The organism is Lysinibacillus sp. JNUCC-52 (genome assembly GCF_015999545.1).
Lineage (GTDB): Bacteria > Bacillota > Bacilli > Bacillales_A > Planococcaceae > Lysinibacillus.
Window position 1 is genome coordinate 3,316,241 of sequence record NZ_CP065546.1, and the last position, 17,396, is coordinate 3,333,636.

Below are 17,396 nucleotides of genomic sequence, written 5' to 3' on the forward strand. Positions count from 1 at the left end.
TTTTGAAGGTTCATCATTAGATGAAATACTTCAAAACTTGTTCTTTGAAAACTGGATAAAACGACATTGAAATTGTAACAAACACATTTATTTTTTAAATTAAGTTTTTTAGGCTTAATAACTAGGTTAAGTTATTAAGGGCGCACGGCGAATGCCTTGGCACTAGGAGCCGAAGAAGGACGGCACTAACACCGATATGCTTCGGGGAGCTGTAAGTGAGCTTTGATCCGGAGATTTCCGAATGGGGGAACCCACTACGTTTAATCGCGTAGTATCTTGACGTGAATACATAGCGTCTTGAAGGCAGACCCAGGGAACTGAAACATCTAAGTACCTGGAGGAAGAGAAAGAAAAATCGATTCCCTGAGTAGCGGCGAGCGAAACGGGAAGAGCCCAAACCAAGAGGCTTGCCTCTTGGGGTTGTAGGACACTCTATACGGAGTTACAAAGGAATGAGTTAGATGAAGCGACTTGGAAAGGTCCGCCAGAGCAGGTAAAAGCCCTGTAGTCGAAAGTTTATTCCCTCCAGAGTGGATCCTGAGTACGGCGGAACACGTGAAATTCCGTCGGAATCCGGGAGGACCATCTCCCAAGGCTAAATACTACCTAGTGACCGATAGTGAACCAGTACCGTGAGGGAAAGGTGAAAAGCACCCCGGAAGGGGAGTGAAAGAGATCCTGAAACCGTGTGCCTACAAGTAGTTAGAGCCCGTTAATGGGTGATAGCGTGCCTTTTGTAGAATGAACCGGCGAGTTACGATTACGTGCGAGGTTAAGCTTTAGAAGGCGGAGCCGCAGCGAAAGCGAGTCTGAATAGGGCGAATTAGTACGTGGTCGTAGACCCGAAACCAGGTGATCTACCCATGTCCAGGGTGAAGGTGAGGTAACACTTACTGGAGGCCCGAACCCACGCACGTTGAAAAGTGCGGGGATGAGGTGTGGGTAGCGGAGAAATTCCAATCGAACTTGGAGATAGCTGGTTCTCTCCGAAATAGCTTTAGGGCTAGCCTCGTGATGAGAATACTGGAGGTAGAGCACTGTTTGGACTAGGGGGCCATCCCGGTTTACCGAATTCAGACAAACTCCGAATGCCAGATATTTATACACGGGAGTCAGACTGCGAGTGATAAGATCCGTAGTCAAAAGGGAAACAGCCCAGACCACCAGCTAAGGTCCCAAAGTAATCGTTAAGTGGAAAAGGATGTGGCGTTGCACAGACAACCAGGATGTTGGCTTAGAAGCAGCCATCATTTAAAGAGTGCGTAATAGCTCACTGGTCGAGTGACGCTGCGCCGAAAATGTATCGGGGCTAAACGATTCACCGAAGCTGTGGATTGACATCTACGATGTCAGTGGTAGGAGAGCGTTCTAAGTGCGTTGAAGTCAGACCGGAAGGACTGGTGGAGCGCTTAGAAGTGAGAATGCCGGTATGAGTAGCGAAAGACGGGTGAGAATCCCGTCCACCGTATGACTAAGGTTTCCTGAGGAAGGCTCGTCCGCTCAGGGTTAGTCGGGACCTAAGCCGAGGCCGATAGGCGTAGGCGATGGACAACAGGTTGATATTCCTGTACCACCTCCTCACCGTTTGAGAAATGGGGGGACGCAGTAGGATAGGGTAAGCGCGCCGTTGGTTGTGCGCGTCCAAGCAGTAAGGCGTGTGTGTAGGCAAATCCGCACACTGTAACGTTGAGCTGTGATGGCGAGTCCGTATGGACGAAGTTCCTGATTTCACACTGCCAAGAAAAGCCTCTATCGAGGTGAGAGGTGCCCGTACCGCAAACCGACACAGGTAGTCGAGGAGAGAATCCTAAGGTGTGCGAGAGAACTCTCGTTAAGGAACTCGGCAAAATGACCCCGTAACTTCGGGAGAAGGGGTGCTCTTGAGCGTGCAAGCGCACGAGAGCCGCAGTGAATAGGCCCAGGCGACTGTTTAGCAAAAACACAGGTCTCTGCAAAACCGTAAGGTGACGTATAGGGGCTGACGCCTGCCCGGTGCTGGAAGGTTAAGAGGAGTGGTTAGCGCAAGCGAAGCTGCGAATTGAAGCCCCAGTAAACGGCGGCCGTAACTATAACGGTCCTAAGGTAGCGAAATTCCTTGTCGGGTAAGTTCCGACCCGCACGAAAGGCGTAACGATCTGGGCACTGTCTCAACGAGAGACTCGGTGAAATTATAGTACCTGTGAAGATGCAGGTTACCCGCGACAGGACGGAAAGACCCCGTGGAGCTTTACTGTAGCCTGATATTGAATTTTGGTACAACTTGTACAGGATAGGTAGGAGCCAGAGATCTCGGAGCGCCAGCTTCGAAGGAGGCGTCGGTGGGATACTACCCTGGTTGTATTGAAATTCTAACCCATGCCCCTTAGCGGGGCAGGAGACAGTGTCAGGCGGACAGTTTGACTGGGGCGGTCGCCTCCTAAAAGGTAACGGAGGCGCCCAAAGGTTCCCTCAGAATGGTTGGAAATCATTCGTAGAGTGTAAAGGCACAAGGGAGCTTGACTGCGAGACCTACAAGTCGAGCAGGGTCGAAAGACGGGCTTAGTGATCCGGTGGTTCCGCATGGAAGGGCCATCGCTCAACGGATAAAAGCTACCCCGGGGATAACAGGCTTATCTCCCCCAAGAGTCCACATCGACGGGGAGGTTTGGCACCTCGATGTCGGCTCATCGCATCCTGGGGCTGTAGTCGGTCCCAAGGGTTGGGCTGTTCGCCCATTAAAGCGGTACGCGAGCTGGGTTCAGAACGTCGTGAGACAGTTCGGTCCCTATCCGTCGTGGGCGTAGGAAATTTGAGAGGAGCTGTCCTTAGTACGAGAGGACCGGGATGGACACACCGCTGGTGTACCAGTTGTCTTGCCAAAGGCATCGCTGGGTAGCTATGTGTGGACGGGATAAGTGCTGAAAGCATCTAAGCATGAAGCCCCCCTCAAGATGAGATTTCCCATTACGCAAGTAAGTAAGATCCCTCAAAGACGATGAGGTAGATAGGTTCGAGGTGGAAGTGTGGTGACACATGGAGCTGACGAATACTAATCGATCGAGGACTTAACCAAAAAAGTTTGTAACATTCAATGAACCGTTTATCCAGTTTTGAAAGAACAACACTTTCAATTAAGAGGGTTTCAAGATACGATGTATATTGAAAGCCGTAAATAGTCTAGTGATGATGGCAAAGAGGTCACACCCGTTCCCATACCGAACACGGAAGTTAAGCTCTTTAGCGCCGATGGTAGTTGGGGGCTTCCCCCTGTGAGAGTAGGACGTCGCTAGGCAATAGAAAAAGTCAAGGATATATTCCTTGGCTTTTTTGTTTTTCATTTTTTGTACTTTCGTAGATGTTTACCTATCTTTCGTTTTATTACGGCAGTATTAATTGTTACAATTTCGTGCATTCTTGCAGTGTTATATCGGGTATAATGAAGTACAAGTAAGGCAGACTAAAAAACATGAGCAAGTGGAAGGAAGAACAGTTTGGGAAAAAAGCAAATTTGGTATGAAGTAGAGGAAAATGAAACAATTGATCAATGTTTAGAAAGAATGCGTCAGGATGGGTATATGGCGATGGGACGGAAAGAGGAACCGATCTTTCATCTGGTGAATGGTGAACCTACGTATTTACGTCAAAAAATACAATTTAAAGCGATGTTGTGTCAAGATTCTGAATAAACAAGACTTAAAACCGAACAATTTTTAATGCCAAAAATAAATTGTTCGCATTTTAGCATTGACGCCAGTGTGTGCAATTGTTAAAATGTGATAAGGAAAACAATTAAATCCCCATATATGCTAGAGAATTGGCTCTAGTGTCTCTACCCGGCACCGTAAATGCTGGACTATGCGGGAAAGCAACTTTTGGCATGTTACGGGAAGGTGTGTGTACAGATGTCTAAATCTGCATATTCTTTTCATAATAAGTCCTCAAGTAAGCTGCTTTCACGTGTAGTGTGGAGAGTAGCTTATTTGAGGATTTTCTTTGTTCAAAAAGTAAAGAAATGCAGTGACTATTGAATAATAGAGGCTTGCACAATAATCGATCATTTTTCTATCGTTTAAAAGGAGCGACAATTCATGAATCCGAAAATCGGTGTCATTATGGGTAGTTCAAGTGACTGGGAAACTATGAAACATGCGTGTGATATTTTAGATGAATTACAAGTACCGTACGAGAAAAAAGTAGTATCTGCACATCGTACTCCTGATTTAATGTTTGAGTACGCAGAGGCAGCACGTGAGCGAGGTATTCATGTGATTATTGCAGGTGCTGGTGGTGCGGCGCATTTACCAGGTATGGTAGCAGCTAAAACGACATTACCTGTCATTGGAGTGCCTGTACAATCTCGTGCACTTAATGGACTTGATTCACTTTTATCAATTGTACAAATGCCAGGTGGAGTACCTGTAGCAACCGTGGCAATTGGAAAAGCTGGTGCGACAAATGCAGGCTTACTTGCAGCGCAAATTTTGTCGACAACAGACGTAGAGCTTGCTAATAAACTAGATGCTAGACGCGAGGCGACGAAGCAACAAGTATTGGAAAGCACAGGTGACTTAGTGTGACGAAAATTATTTATCCTGGACAAACGATAGGAATTATCGGAGGAGGACAGCTTGGCCGTATGATGGCTCTCGCAGCTAAGGAGGCAGGCTTTAAAATAGCTGTTCTTGAACCGACAATGGATTCACCATGTGGACAGGTTGCAGATGTTCGTATTGTGGCACCTTATGATGATGAGGCCGCACTCGAGGAACTTGCCGAAGTCAGTGACGTTATTACGTATGAGTTTGAAAATATCGATTACGAAGGCTTAAAACGTTTAACTCAAATGGCTTATGTACCACAAGGAGCAGAATTAGTACGCATTACACAAGACCGTGTGACTGAGAAGGCAGCAATTGTGAAAGCTGGCTGTCCAGTAGCTCCTTATATTGTAGCAAATACATATGAGGAGTTAGTAGCTAGTATTGATCAAATCAACTACCCATGTATCGTAAAAACTGCAAGAGGTGGCTATGATGGCAAAGGGCAGCAACTTCTAAATTCAGCAGCAGATTTACCATTGGCAAAAGAGCTTTTTACTCATTCTCAATGTATTGCTGAAGGTTTTGTACCTTTTGTTAAAGAAGTATCAGTTATTGTACAACGCAACGGTGATGGCGAATTATATTGTCAGCCAGTTGGTGAAAACATTCATGTTCATCATATTTTACATGAAACAATTGTACCCGCTCGTATCCAAGAGGTGACAGCACAGGCTGCTGAACAAGAGGCTATTAAAATAGCTGATTACTTAAATCTAGTAGGGACGCTTGCAGTGGAAATGTTTGTTTTAGAAAATGGCGACATTATTATTAATGAACTAGCACCGAGACCTCATAATTCTGGTCACTATTCGATAGAGGCATGTAATATATCACAATTCCATCAGCATATCCGTGCTATTTGTGGTTGGCCACTGCGTAAACCACAACTTTGGGATTCATCTATAATGGTGAATGTATTAGGGCAGCATGTTATGCCACTTAGTAACTCAATTGCAAAATATCCTGAATGGTCATTACATCTTTATGGGAAAGCTGAAGCTAAGGTGAACCGTAAAATGGGCCACGTAACGATTATGACAAAAGACTTAGAAGCAACACTACAACAAATCGAGAGTTCTGGCATTTGGTCAGAATAGAAGGAGATAAGCGATGATTGAACGTTACACAAGACCTGAGATGGGTGCAATTTGGACAGAACAAAATAAATACCAAGCTTGGCTAGAGGTTGAAATTTTAGCATGTGAGGCTTGGGCAGAGATTGGCGATATTCCAAAAGATGATGTGGCTAAAATTCGCGAAAATGCTTCATTTGATGTAAATCGTATTTTAGAAATTGAGAAAGAGACACGTCACGATGTAGTTGCCTTTACACGTGCTGTATCTGAAACACTAGGCGAGGAACGTAAATGGGTACACTACGGTTTAACTTCAACAGACGTTGTGGACACAGCCCTTTCTTATATAATTAAACAAGCAAATACTATTTTAAGAAAAGATATTGTGAATTTTATTGATATTATTGCCGCAAAAGCAAAAGAGCATAAGCATACCGTTATGATGGGCCGTACACATGGCGTGCACGCTGAACCAACAACATTCGGTTTAAAATTAGGTTTATGGTACGAAGAGATGAAGCGTAACCTAGAACGCTTTGATGCTGCTGCAACTGTAATTGAAACAGGTAAGATGTCTGGCGCTGTTGGCACATATGCAAATATTGATCCACGTGTTGAACAATATGTTTGTGACAAATTAGGGCTTGCTGCATCGCCAATTTCTACGCAAACATTACAGCGTGATCGACATGCACAGTATTTAGGTGCTCTTGCATTAATTGCAACATCTATCGAAAAGTTCGCAACGGAAATTCGTGGTTTGCAAAAATCTGAAACGAGAGAAGTAGAAGAAGCTTTTGCAAAAGGCCAAAAGGGTTCATCTGCTATGCCGCATAAACGTAATCCAATCGGCTCTGAGAATATGGTTGGTATGTCACGTTTAATGCGTGGTTACATGGTGACAGCTTATGAAAACGTAGCATTATGGCATGAGCGTGATATTTCACATTCATCTGCTGAGCGCGTGATTTTACCAGATGCGACAATTACATTGAACTATATGCTAAATCGCTTCGGTAACATCGTGAAAAATTTAACAGTATTCCCTGAAAACATGAAACGTAATATGGGTCGTACATTTGGACTGATTTACTCTCAACGTATCTTATTAGCACTAATCGATAAAGGATTAGTACGTGAGGAAGCCTATGATACAGTACAGCCATTAGCGATGCAGGCGTGGGACGAGCAAGTGCAATTCCGTACGTTAGTCGATGCAAGTGAGAAAATCACTTCATACTTATCGAAGGAAGAGCTTGATGAGTGCTTTGATTACAACTACCACTTACAACATGTAGACATGATTTTTGAACGTCTTGGACTTAACTAACCGTATTGAATTGATAGACAGTTAGTGCCACGACGGATGTTACGGATTTTGAATCATATTGTAGATTCAAAATCCATAACATCAATACGTCGAGGCGTATTTCATAATAATCTGGGGGAATGACGACATGACGAATGACCAACTTTTGTATGAAGGTAAAGCCAAAAAATTATATGCAACAGAAGAGCCTACTATCCTTTTAGTAGAATACAAGGATAGTGCAACTGCCTTTAATGGTGAGAAAAAAGAAGAAATTGAAGGCAAAGGCGTGTTAAATAACCGCATTACTTCGTTAATTTTCGAAAAATTAAAAGCAAACGGAATTGCGTCACATTTCGTAAAACAATTATCTGCTACAGAACAACTAGTGAAAAAGGTTGATATTATTCCAATTGAGGTTGTTGTACGTAATATTGCAGCGGGGAGCTTAGCAAAACGTCTTGGCCTAGAAGAAGGCACACTATTAAAACGTCCGATCGTTGAATTTTATTATAAGGATGATGCGTTAGGCGATCCATTTATTACGACAGAGCATATTGATGTACTTGACCTGGCAACACCAGAAGAAGTGACGGCAATGTATAACGGAGCATTAGCTGTTAACAAAGTATTGCAACCAATTTTCGCTAATGTCGATGTTACACTAATAGACTTCAAGCTAGAATTTGGACGTGATACAAATGGAGATGTTTTACTGGCAGATGAAATCTCACCAGATACGTGCAGACTTTGGGATACAAAAACAAAGCAAAAGTTGGACAAAGATGTCTTTCGTCGAGACCTTGGTAATTTAACTGAAGTATATACTATTATTCTTTCTAGACTCGGAGGCAAATAACAATGAAAAAAGTTAAAATTTACGTAACATTACGTGAGAGTATTCTAGATCCACAAGGTTCAGCAGTACAAGGTTCTTTAGCAAAAATGGGCTATGGTGAAGTAGAAGATTTACGTATCGGTAAATATCTTGAACTAACTGTCGGAGATTCAGCGCGTGATATAGATACTCTAGTTAAAGAAATGTGTGAAAAAGTTTTAACGAATGTAGTAATTGAGGACTACCGTTACGAAGTCGAGGAGGCTAACTAATCATGAAATTCGCAGTACTCGTATTCCCTGGGTCAAACTGTGACATCGATATGTATCATGCGATTAAAGACGAACTAGGTGAAGAAGTAGAATATGTATGGCACACAGAATCAGATTTAAGTGGCTTTGACGGTATTTTAGTACCTGGAGGTTTCTCTTACGGCGACTACTTACGTTGTGGCGCTATGGCAAACCAATCAAACATTATGGTTGAAGTTAAAAAAGCAGCAGATGCTGGTAAGCCCGTATTAGGCGTTTGTAACGGGTTCCAAATTCTTACTGAGGCAGGATTATTGCCAGGTGCTTTACTTCGCAATAAAAATCTGAAATTCATGTGTCGTACTATACAGCTTAAAGTTGAAAACAACAATACATTATTCACAAATCAATATGAGCAAGGTCAAGTAATTAATATTCCAATCGCACACGGTGAAGGCAACTACTACTGTGATGAGGAAACATTACAAAAACTAAAAGATAACAATCAAATCGTGTTCACATACTCAGGAGAAAATCCAAACGGTTCTTTAGAAGATATCGCAGGGATTATTAACGAGCGCGGCAATGTATTAGGAATGATGCCTCACCCAGAAAGAGCTGTCGATACACTAGTGGGCGGAGCAGACGGTCTAGCAGTATTTAAATCAATTGTGAAGCAGTGGAGGGAAAATCATGTCAACAACTAAGTTTGAGCCAACAGCACAGCAAATTAAAGATGAAAAGCTATACGCTGGAATGGGGATGTCAGACGAAGAATTTGCAATGGTAGAAGGTATTTTAGGCCGTTTACCAAACTGGACAGAGACTGGTCTTTTCTCAGTAATGTGGTCTGAACACTGCTCATACAAAAATTCAAAACCAGTTTTACGTAAATTCCCTACAAAAGGACCTCAAGTATTACAAGGTCCTGGTGAAGGAGCAGGTATTGTCGATATTGGTGATGAGCAAGCAGTTGTATTTAAAATGGAGTCACATAACCACCCTTCAGCAATTGAGCCTTATCAAGGTGCAGCAACAGGTGTAGGCGGCATTATTCGTGACGTTTTCTCAATGGGTGCACGACCAATTGCAATGCTGAATTCACTACGCTTTGGTGAGTTGAAATCAGCACGTGGTAAGTACTTATTTGAAGAAGTTGTTGCTGGTATTGCTGGATATGGTAACTGTATCGGGATTCCAACTGTTGGGGGCGAAATTCAATTCGACCCATGCTACGAAGGAAACCCACTAGTGAACGCAATGTGTGTTGGTTTAATAGACCACAAAGATATTCAACGCGGTATTGCTGCAGGTGTAGGAAATACAGTGATGTACGTAGGTGCAAAAACTGGTCGTGATGGAATTCATGGTGCGACATTTGCATCTGAAGAATTAACTGAGGAATCAGAAAACCAACGTCCAGCTGTGCAAGTAGGGGACCCATTTATGGAAAAACTACTACTTGAAGCTTGCTTAGAAGTTGTTAAGTCTGATGCTCTAGTTGGTATTCAAGATATGGGTGCTGCGGGTCTTACTTCTTCGTCAGCAGAGATGGCTTCTAAAGCTGGCTCTGGTGTAGAAATGAACCTAGATTTAGTACCGCAACGTGAAACAGGGATGACTGCTTACGAGATGATGCTATCCGAGTCTCAAGAGCGTATGTTATTAGTTGTGAAAAAAGGTCGCGAAGATGAAATTAAAGCGATTTTCGATAAATATGATTTAGATGCAGTAGCTATTGGTGTCGTGACAGACGATAAAATGCTTCGATTACTTCACAACGGTGAAGTTGTAGCAAATGTACCAGCGGATGCACTTGCAGAAGATGCGCCAGTTTACCATAAGCCATCTGCTGAGCCTGCATATTATGCACAATTCCAAGGAATGGCTAACACAGAACCAGTAGTAACAGATTACAAAGAAACGTTAAACGCACTTTTAAAAGCACCGACAATTGCTTCAAAAGAATGGGTTTATAATCAATATGATTATCAAGTACGTACATCAACAGTTGTAGCACCTGGTTCAGATGCTGCAGTTATCCGTGTGCGTGGTACAAACAAAGGCCTTGCAATGACTACAGACTGTAACTCTCGCTACATTTATCTTGATCCTGAAGTGGGCGGTGCCATTGCAGTAGCTGAAGCGGCTCGTAACATTGTAGCAACGGGTGGTACCCCACTTGCCATTACGGACTGCTTAAACTTCGGTAATCCAGAAAAGCCAGAGATTTTCTGGCAAATCGAAAAATCTGCTGATGGTATTTCTGCTGCTTGTACAGCATTAAATGCACCAGTAATCGGTGGGAACGTATCTCTTTATAACGAACGTTCAGGAGAAGCGGTTTACCCAACACCAACAATTGGTATGGTAGGTCTAATTGAAGATTTAGCACATGTAACAACACAAGATGTAAAAGTGGCAGGCGATGTCGTATTCGTTATTGGTGAAACAAAAACGGAATTCGGTGGCTCTGAGCTTCAAAAGCTAGTAAATAACGGTGTGATTTCAGGAAAAGCGCCAGCTATCGACTTAGCGGTGGAGGCAGCCCGTCAACAAGCATTGCTAAAAGCGATTAAAGCGGGACTTGTACAATCTGCGCATGACGTAGCGGAGGGTGGACTTGCCGTAGCACTTGCAGAAACTACGTTTGGAGCGCAAGGTCTTGGTATTGATGTAACGTTAACAGGTTCTGCAACAACGGCTCTATTCAGTGAAACACAGTCCCGTTTTGTTGTAACAGTCAAAGAAGAAAATGCTGCTGCATTTGTAGAAACAGTAGAAAGTGCACTAAAAATCGGTGTCGTAACGAACGATGCGCTTGTTAAAATCAACGGGGACAACGGTGTGCTTGTAGAAGGTACAGTGGAGGAATTCCGTTCTAATTGGAAAGGAGCAATCCCATGCTTGCTGAACTCAGAGGCTTAAACGAAGAATGTGGGGTGTTTGGTATTTGGGGCAACCCAAGTCCAGCACACCTTAGTTATTACGGGCTTCATGCTCTTCAACACCGTGGACAAGAAGGTGCGGGAATCGTCGTTTCTGACGGTCTTCACCTTCGCGCGGTGAAAGGCGAAGGATTAGTAAATGATGTTTTCAATGAAGAGAAATTAAAAGCAGTGGACGGCAAAGCCGCCATTGCGCATGTTCGTTATACGACTGCTGGTGGTGGCGGTATTGAAAATGTACAGCCATTACTATTTCATTCATCAACAGGTAGCCTTTCCATTGCTCATAACGGTAACTTAGTCAATGCGACACACTTAAAGCAGTATTTAGAGCGACAAGGAAGTATTTTTCACTCAAGCTCAGATACAGAAGTGTTAGCGCATCTTATTAAGAAAAGCTCGCATTCACCTTTCAGAGCAAAGGTGAAAAATGCCCTTTCATTACTAAAGGGTGCGTATTCGTTCTTAATTATGACAAAAGATGAAATGCTTGTTGCGCGTGATCCACATGGTTTACGTCCATTATCTCTTGGCAAACTAGGAGATGGATGGGTTGTTGCTTCTGAAACTTGTGCGTTTGATTTAATAGGGGCAGAGTTTGTTCGTTCTGTGGAACCAGGGGAATTATTAATCATAAACGATGAAGGTGTAAAATCAGACCGTTTTGCTAATATGGAAAATCGCGCAATGTGTGCGATGGAATATGTATACTTAGCACGTCCTGATTCTGATATTGATGGCATTAATGTGCATATGGCACGTAAACGTATGGGGAAACAACTTGCACGTGAATGTGCACATATTGAAGCGGATGTCGTAACAGGTGTACCTGATTCAAGTATTTCTGCGGCTATTGGCTTTGCTGAAGAAAGTGGTATTCCGTATGAGTTAGGGTTAATTAAAAACCGTTATGTTGGCCGTACGTTTATTCAACCGACGCAAGAATTACGTGAACGCGGAGTGAAAATGAAGCTTTCGCCTGTTGTTCAAGTTGTGAAAGGAAAACGTGTGGTGATGGTGGATGACTCGATTGTTCGTGGTACAACATCACGTCGTATTGTCAAAATGCTAAAAGATGCAGGTGCAGCTGAGGTACATGTAGTAATTTCTTCTCCGCCAATGACTGACCCTTGTTATTACGGTATTGATACTTCGACACATGAAGAGTTAATTGCTTCAAGCCATAATGTGGATGAAATACGAGATGCGATTGGTGCTGATTCACTAACATTCCTTTCAGTTGAAGGTATGGTGGAAACAATCGCACGTCCATTTGAGGATGAAAATAAAGGTCTTTGCCTAGCATGCTTTACAAGCAAATACCCGACTGAAATTTTCCCAGATACAATCTTACCGCACGAAAAAGAACTTTTACGCTAAGTGTATGTTCATCAATGAAATTTTGTCGGACTGCCCATAGTTATTCGGTGGGTATCCGCTAAGAATGGAATGACATGGAGGAAGGATTGCTATTCCTTGCTGGATGTTGAACAGGCACATATCCTCTACTATTAAAAGTAATGGATTGTTGCGTATATAATTTAAAGGAGGATCTCTGCATGTCAAAGGCATATGAACAAGCAGGTGTAAATATTGAAGCAGGCTACGAAGCTGTAAAACGAATGAAGTCTCACGTTGAACGGACGAATCGACTAGGTGTGATGGGTACGTTTGGTGGCTTTGGTGGTATGTTTGACTTGTCAGAACTAAATCTTAAAGAACCTGTTCTTATTTCAGGTACAGATGGTGTTGGCACAAAATTAAAATTAGCATTTATGGTAGACAAGCACGATACAATTGGCGTGGACTGTGTTGCTATGTGTGTAAATGATATCGTAGCACAAGGTGCAGAACCACTTTACTTTTTAGATTATGTGGCACTTGGTAAAGCAGAGCCAGCAAAAATCGAACAAATCGTAAAAGGTGTTGCAGATGGCTGTGTGCAATCTGGTGCTGCCTTAATCGGTGGTGAGACAGCTGAAATGCCTGGTCTTTATGAAGAAGATGAATACGATTTAGCAGGATTCGCTGTAGGCGCTTGTGAAAAATCAGCAATTGTCACTGGTGACAATATTGTCGAAGGTGACGTGCTTATTGGTTTAGCGTCAAGTGGTGTCCATTCAAACGGCTATTCATTAGTACGTAAAATCGTTTTTGCCGACAACGGCTATGCAGTAGACGCAGTTGTTGATGGCTTTGAAGATTTAGGTCCAATCGGTGAAGCACTTCTAGTACCAACTAAGCTATATGCAAAACCAGTGCTTGCAGCATTAAAAGCAGCTGACGTTCATGGTTGCGCACATGTAACAGGTGGCGGCTTCTATGAAAACCTACCACGTATGATGCCAGAAGGATTAGCAACAGAAATTGACTTAGGCTCTTGGCCAGTTCTTCGCATTTTCGAATTTTTAAAGGAAAAAGGTCAGCTTGAAGACAAGGATTTATACAATGTCTTCAATATGGGTATTGGTTTCGTGTTAGCTGTACCAGCAGCAGAAGCAGATAAAGTAATTGCTACAGCTGAAGCAAATGGTGAAAAAGCATACAAAATCGGTCGCGTTGTGAAAGGCGAGGGCGTTGTATTTAACGGCTCACATGATGGGAGCTTAGTGTAATGACTGCACCAGTTAAAATTGCCGTATTTGCATCAGGGAGCGGCAGTAATTTTCAAGCTATACAAGAAGCGATTGAACGTGGAGAACTACATGCAAAAGTTGAGCTCGTTGTAACAGATAAGCCCGCTGCATTTGTTGTGACACGTGCTCAACAATTTGGTATCCCAGTACTCGCTTTAAGTCCGAAACAATTTGCATCGAAAGTAGAGTACGAGACTGCTATTATTGAAGCTTTACGTGAATGTGGAGTGCAGTGGATTGTACTTGCAGGGTATATGCGTTTAATTAGTGAAGTGTTGTTGGCGGCATATCCAAAGCGTATTGTTAATATTCATCCTTCGCTTTTACCATCCTTCCCAGGAAAAGATGCGATTGGTCAAGCAATCGAGCATGGTGTTAAGGTGACGGGTGTTACGGTGCATTTTGTGGATGAAGGCATGGATACAGGGCCAATTATTGCGCAAGCTGCTGTTGCTGTGATCGAAGGCAATCGCGAGGCAACAGAAACGGCTATTCATAAAGAAGAGCATGTACTATATACAAAGGCATTACAGCAATTATTAAAGTAGATTGGTAGGTAGTTAGGTCTGGCTTATTGAACGGGAACGCGAATGACTCCCGTAAGATTCGTTCCAATCATGATGAACTCCGCTCAAGTAGAATGAGTCATTCAATTTGCACCTAACTCCGCTAAATCAAGTTGGCTAGATATTTTCGTGGCTAAACACGAGACAAATTAGGAGGATTTCGTTGTGACAAAACGTGCATTAATCAGTGTTTCCAATAAAGATGGTATTTTAGAATTTGCAAAAGAATTAGTGGCATTAGGTTATGAAATTTTATCAACTGGTGGTACAAAAAAAATGTTACAGGACAATGATGTCGCAGTAACAGCAGTGGATGAAGTAACAAAATTCCCAGAAATTTTAGATGGTCGTGTGAAAACGTTAAATCCAATGATTCACGGTGGACTATTAGGGAAATTTGATGATGCTTCACATCAAGCACAAATGAACGAGCACGGCATTGAACCAATTGAAATTGTGTGTGTTAATCTTTATCCGTTCGTTGAAACAATTTCAAAGCCTAATGTAACATGGGATGATGCCATCGAAAATATTGATATTGGTGGACCGACTATGCTACGTTCTGCTGCTAAAAACCATCAATACGTAACAGTTATTGTAGATAGCAATGACTATGCAACTGTATTAGAAGAATTGAAAGCAACTGGCGCGACAACGATTGAAACACGTCGTAAGCTAGCGGCAAAAGTTTTCCGTCACACGGCAGCTTATGATTCGTATATTTCGAATCATTTAACTGAAGAAGCATTCCCTGAAAGCTTAACGCTTACTTACGAGTTAAAACAAAATTTACGTTATGGCGAAAATCCTCATCAAAAAGCAGCATTTTATCAAAAACGTCTCGGTTCTGATTTCTCTTTAGCGTACGCAACGCAATTACATGGGAAAGAATTATCATATAATAACATCCAAGATGGGAACGCAGCACTTCAAATCGTAAAAGAGTTCGAAATGCCTGCAGCTGTTGCGGTGAAACATATGAATCCTTGTGGTGTTGGTACAGGCGTAACACTAGAAGAAGCTTTTGACAAAGCATATGCAGCAGATTCTACGTCTATCTTTGGTGGCATTATTGCATTAAATATGGAAGTAGATGCGGCAACAGCAGAAAAGCTAAGTCATATTTTCTTAGAAATTATTATTGCACCTGCTTTCTCTCAAGAAGCATTAGCCATTTTAACACAGAAGAAAAACATTCGTTTATTAACAATTCCATTTGAGCAAGCTAAAAAAGACCAATTTAACGTTGTCTCTGTTGAAGGTGGTTTACTAGTACAAGAGCCAGACAGCTACGGCTTTGCAGACGCTGACATTAAAGTAGTGACAGACAGAGAACCGACTGAGGAAGAATGGGAAGCATTACAGCTTGGATGGTCTGTAGTGAAGCATGTGAAATCCAATGCAATTGTTGTAACGGATTCGCACATGACATTAGGTGTTGGTGCTGGCCAAATGAACCGCGTAGGTGCGGCGAAAATCGCCTTTGAGCAAGCGGGTGATAAGGCGAAAGGTGCATCTCTAGCATCGGATGCATTCTTCCCTATGAGTGATACTGTAGAAGCTGCACACGCGGCAGGTATTACTGCAATAATTCAACCAGGTGGCTCTATTAAAGACCAAGATTCGATCGATAAAGCAAATGAATACGGAATTGCAATGGTATTTACAGGCGTACGTCACTTCAAGCATTAATATTGAATTTGCAATTATAAACAAATCAAAAGAAAAAAGGTCTGTCCTAATAGGGAAAATAGTATACTGGACGTGTTTCTAGTATGCTATTTTTCATATCCACGTAAATGTCGATTAAACTAGCTATTGGCAAGTGCTATGCAGTGGAAAGCGAAGTGGGCTTTGCTAGAAAGATGATAGAGCGACATAGAAGACAGCCTTTACTCTTAAAGAGGAGGATTCACTAATTATGAACGTATTAGTTATAGGAAGTGGCGGTCGTGAGCATGCAATTGCCAAACAATTTAGCATTTCTCCGTCCGTCGAGAAAGTATTCGTTGCACCAGGCAATGACGGTATGCGACAAGATGTAGAGGTTGTAGCAATTGATACAATGGACTTTGCAGGTCTTGTACAATTTGCAAAAGAAAATGCAATAGATTTAACATTTGTTGGTCCAGAGCAACCACTGGCAGAAGGCATCGTAGATTTCTTTACTCAACGTGGTCTACGAGCATTTGGTCCGACAAAGGCAGCAGCGCAAATTGAAAGTAGCAAATCATATGCAAAAGATATTATGAATAAATATAATATCCCAACAGCAGCACATGCAACGTTCACAGAAGCGGAAGAAGCAATTCACTATATTCAAGCACAGGGAGCACCAATCGTTGTAAAAGCAGATGGCTTAGCAGCTGGTAAAGGTGTTGTTGTAGCGATGACAGAAGCAGAAGCGATTGAAGCAGTGCAAGATATGATTGGTAATCAACGTTTCGGTGAGTCTTCATCTCGTGTTGTCATTGAAGAATTCCTTGATGGTGAAGAGTTCTCCTTTATGTCCTTTGTCCATAAGGGTCAAATTTATCCAATGGTTATTGCCCAAGATCATAAACGTGCATATGACGGCGATAAAGGACCAAATACAGGGGGAATGGGTGCATATTCACCTGTACCACAAATTTCACAGGATGTAGTTGATGTAGCATATCAAACAGTCGTTGAACCTACTATTAAAGGGATGGAAGCAGATGGGGTATCATTTACGGGTATTTTATATGCAGGTCTTATTTTAACGAAGAGCGGACCTAAAGTAATTGAGTTCAATGCTCGTTTTGGTGACCCAGAAACACAGGTCGTATTACCACGTATGCAATCTGACTTTGGTGCATTTATGAGCGCATTAATGGATGAAAAACCATTTGATTTGCAATGGTCAAACGACGCTATGTTAGGTGTTGTTATTGCTGCTGAAGGCTATCCTGGTGATGTAGTAAAAGGAAATGCTTTACCGAACTTAGAAGCATTATCTGCTTCACATGCAGTCTACCATGCAGGTACGAAGCTAGTAGATGAAAAGTTTGTAGGGAATGGCGGACGAGTTTTACTAGTCGCTGCCAAAGCATCGACATTACAAGAAGCACAAGAAAAGGTTTATGCTGGTATCGCAACAGCTGAATGGGATAACTTCTTCTACCGTAAAGATATCGGCTGGCGTACATTTAAATAACAATTTTACCTGAA

13 protein-coding genes, 2 rRNA genes and 1 riboswitch are annotated in these 17,396 nt (G+C 42.5%); all 15 genes read left to right on the forward strand.

What is annotated here, in order from left to right:
* Window positions 1-124: 124 nt before the first annotated feature.
* Window positions 125-3,052, forward strand: a 23S ribosomal RNA gene (locus JNUCC52_RS16390).
* A 103-nt stretch (window positions 3,053-3,155) separates the two neighbouring features.
* A 5S ribosomal RNA gene (gene rrf, locus JNUCC52_RS16395) occupies window positions 3,156-3,271 on the forward strand.
* 199 nt (window positions 3,272-3,470) lie between these two features.
* Window positions 3,471-3,665, forward strand: a complete 195-nt coding sequence (locus JNUCC52_RS16400; RefSeq protein WP_173479661.1) for an NETI motif-containing protein — start codon at window positions 3,471-3,473, stop codon at window positions 3,663-3,665.
* A gap of 91 nt (window positions 3,666-3,756) precedes the next feature.
* Window positions 3,757-3,855, forward strand: a riboswitch (purine riboswitch).
* Between the two features lie 212 nt (window positions 3,856-4,067).
* On the forward strand, window positions 4,068-4,556 hold the full coding sequence (purE, locus tag JNUCC52_RS16405) for a 5-(carboxyamino)imidazole ribonucleotide mutase (RefSeq protein WP_173479660.1): 489 nt from the start codon (window positions 4,068-4,070) through the stop codon (window positions 4,554-4,556).
* On the forward strand, window positions 4,553-5,677 hold the full coding sequence (gene purK, locus JNUCC52_RS16410) for a 5-(carboxyamino)imidazole ribonucleotide synthase (protein ID WP_173479659.1): 1,125 nt from the start codon (window positions 4,553-4,555) through the stop codon (window positions 5,675-5,677). The genes purE and purK overlap by 4 nt, the downstream gene beginning before the upstream one ends.
* A 13-nt stretch (window positions 5,678-5,690) precedes the next feature.
* Complete coding sequence (gene purB, locus JNUCC52_RS16415; RefSeq protein WP_337980352.1) at window positions 5,691-6,986, forward strand: adenylosuccinate lyase; 1,296 nt, start codon at window positions 5,691-5,693, stop codon at window positions 6,984-6,986.
* 127 nt (window positions 6,987-7,113) lie between these two features.
* Entirely contained in the window at window positions 7,114-7,824 is a 711-nt protein-coding gene (gene purC / locus JNUCC52_RS16420) for a phosphoribosylaminoimidazolesuccinocarboxamide synthase (RefSeq protein WP_337980353.1), read from the forward strand.
* 2 nt (window positions 7,825-7,826) lie between these two features.
* On the forward strand, window positions 7,827-8,075 hold the full coding sequence (gene purS, locus JNUCC52_RS16425; RefSeq protein WP_024364458.1) for a phosphoribosylformylglycinamidine synthase subunit PurS: 249 nt from the start codon (window positions 7,827-7,829) through the stop codon (window positions 8,073-8,075).
* Between the two features lie 2 nt (window positions 8,076-8,077).
* Window positions 8,078-8,761, forward strand: a complete 684-nt coding sequence (gene purQ / locus JNUCC52_RS16430) for a phosphoribosylformylglycinamidine synthase subunit PurQ (protein ID WP_337980354.1) — start codon at window positions 8,078-8,080, stop codon at window positions 8,759-8,761.
* Window positions 8,748-10,982 (forward strand): phosphoribosylformylglycinamidine synthase subunit PurL, encoded by a 2,235-nt coding sequence (purL, locus tag JNUCC52_RS16435; protein WP_337980355.1) that lies wholly within the window; start codon window positions 8,748-8,750, stop codon window positions 10,980-10,982. Before purQ ends, purL begins: the two co-directional genes overlap by 14 nt.
* The gene (purF, locus tag JNUCC52_RS16440; RefSeq protein ID WP_173479654.1) at window positions 10,958-12,382 is read left to right on the forward strand and encodes an amidophosphoribosyltransferase; all 1,425 of its coding nucleotides are present in this window, start codon (window positions 10,958-10,960) and stop codon (window positions 12,380-12,382) included. The genes purL and purF overlap by 25 nt, the downstream gene beginning before the upstream one ends.
* Window positions 12,383-12,561: 179 nt before the next feature.
* Complete coding sequence (gene purM / locus JNUCC52_RS16445; RefSeq protein ID WP_173479653.1) at window positions 12,562-13,617, forward strand: phosphoribosylformylglycinamidine cyclo-ligase; 1,056 nt, start codon at window positions 12,562-12,564, stop codon at window positions 13,615-13,617.
* Window positions 13,617-14,186, forward strand: coding sequence for a phosphoribosylglycinamide formyltransferase (gene purN, locus JNUCC52_RS16450; RefSeq protein ID WP_337980356.1), 570 nt, complete (start codon window positions 13,617-13,619; stop codon window positions 14,184-14,186). Before purM ends, purN begins: the two co-directional genes overlap by 1 nt.
* A 183-nt stretch (window positions 14,187-14,369) precedes the next feature.
* Window positions 14,370-15,896, forward strand: a complete 1,527-nt coding sequence (purH, locus tag JNUCC52_RS16455) for a bifunctional phosphoribosylaminoimidazolecarboxamide formyltransferase/IMP cyclohydrolase (protein WP_173479651.1) — start codon at window positions 14,370-14,372, stop codon at window positions 15,894-15,896.
* Between the two features lie 229 nt (window positions 15,897-16,125).
* Entirely contained in the window at window positions 16,126-17,382 is a 1,257-nt protein-coding gene (purD, locus tag JNUCC52_RS16460) for a phosphoribosylamine--glycine ligase (protein ID WP_173479650.1), read from the forward strand.
* Window positions 17,383-17,396 lie beyond the last annotated feature (14 nt).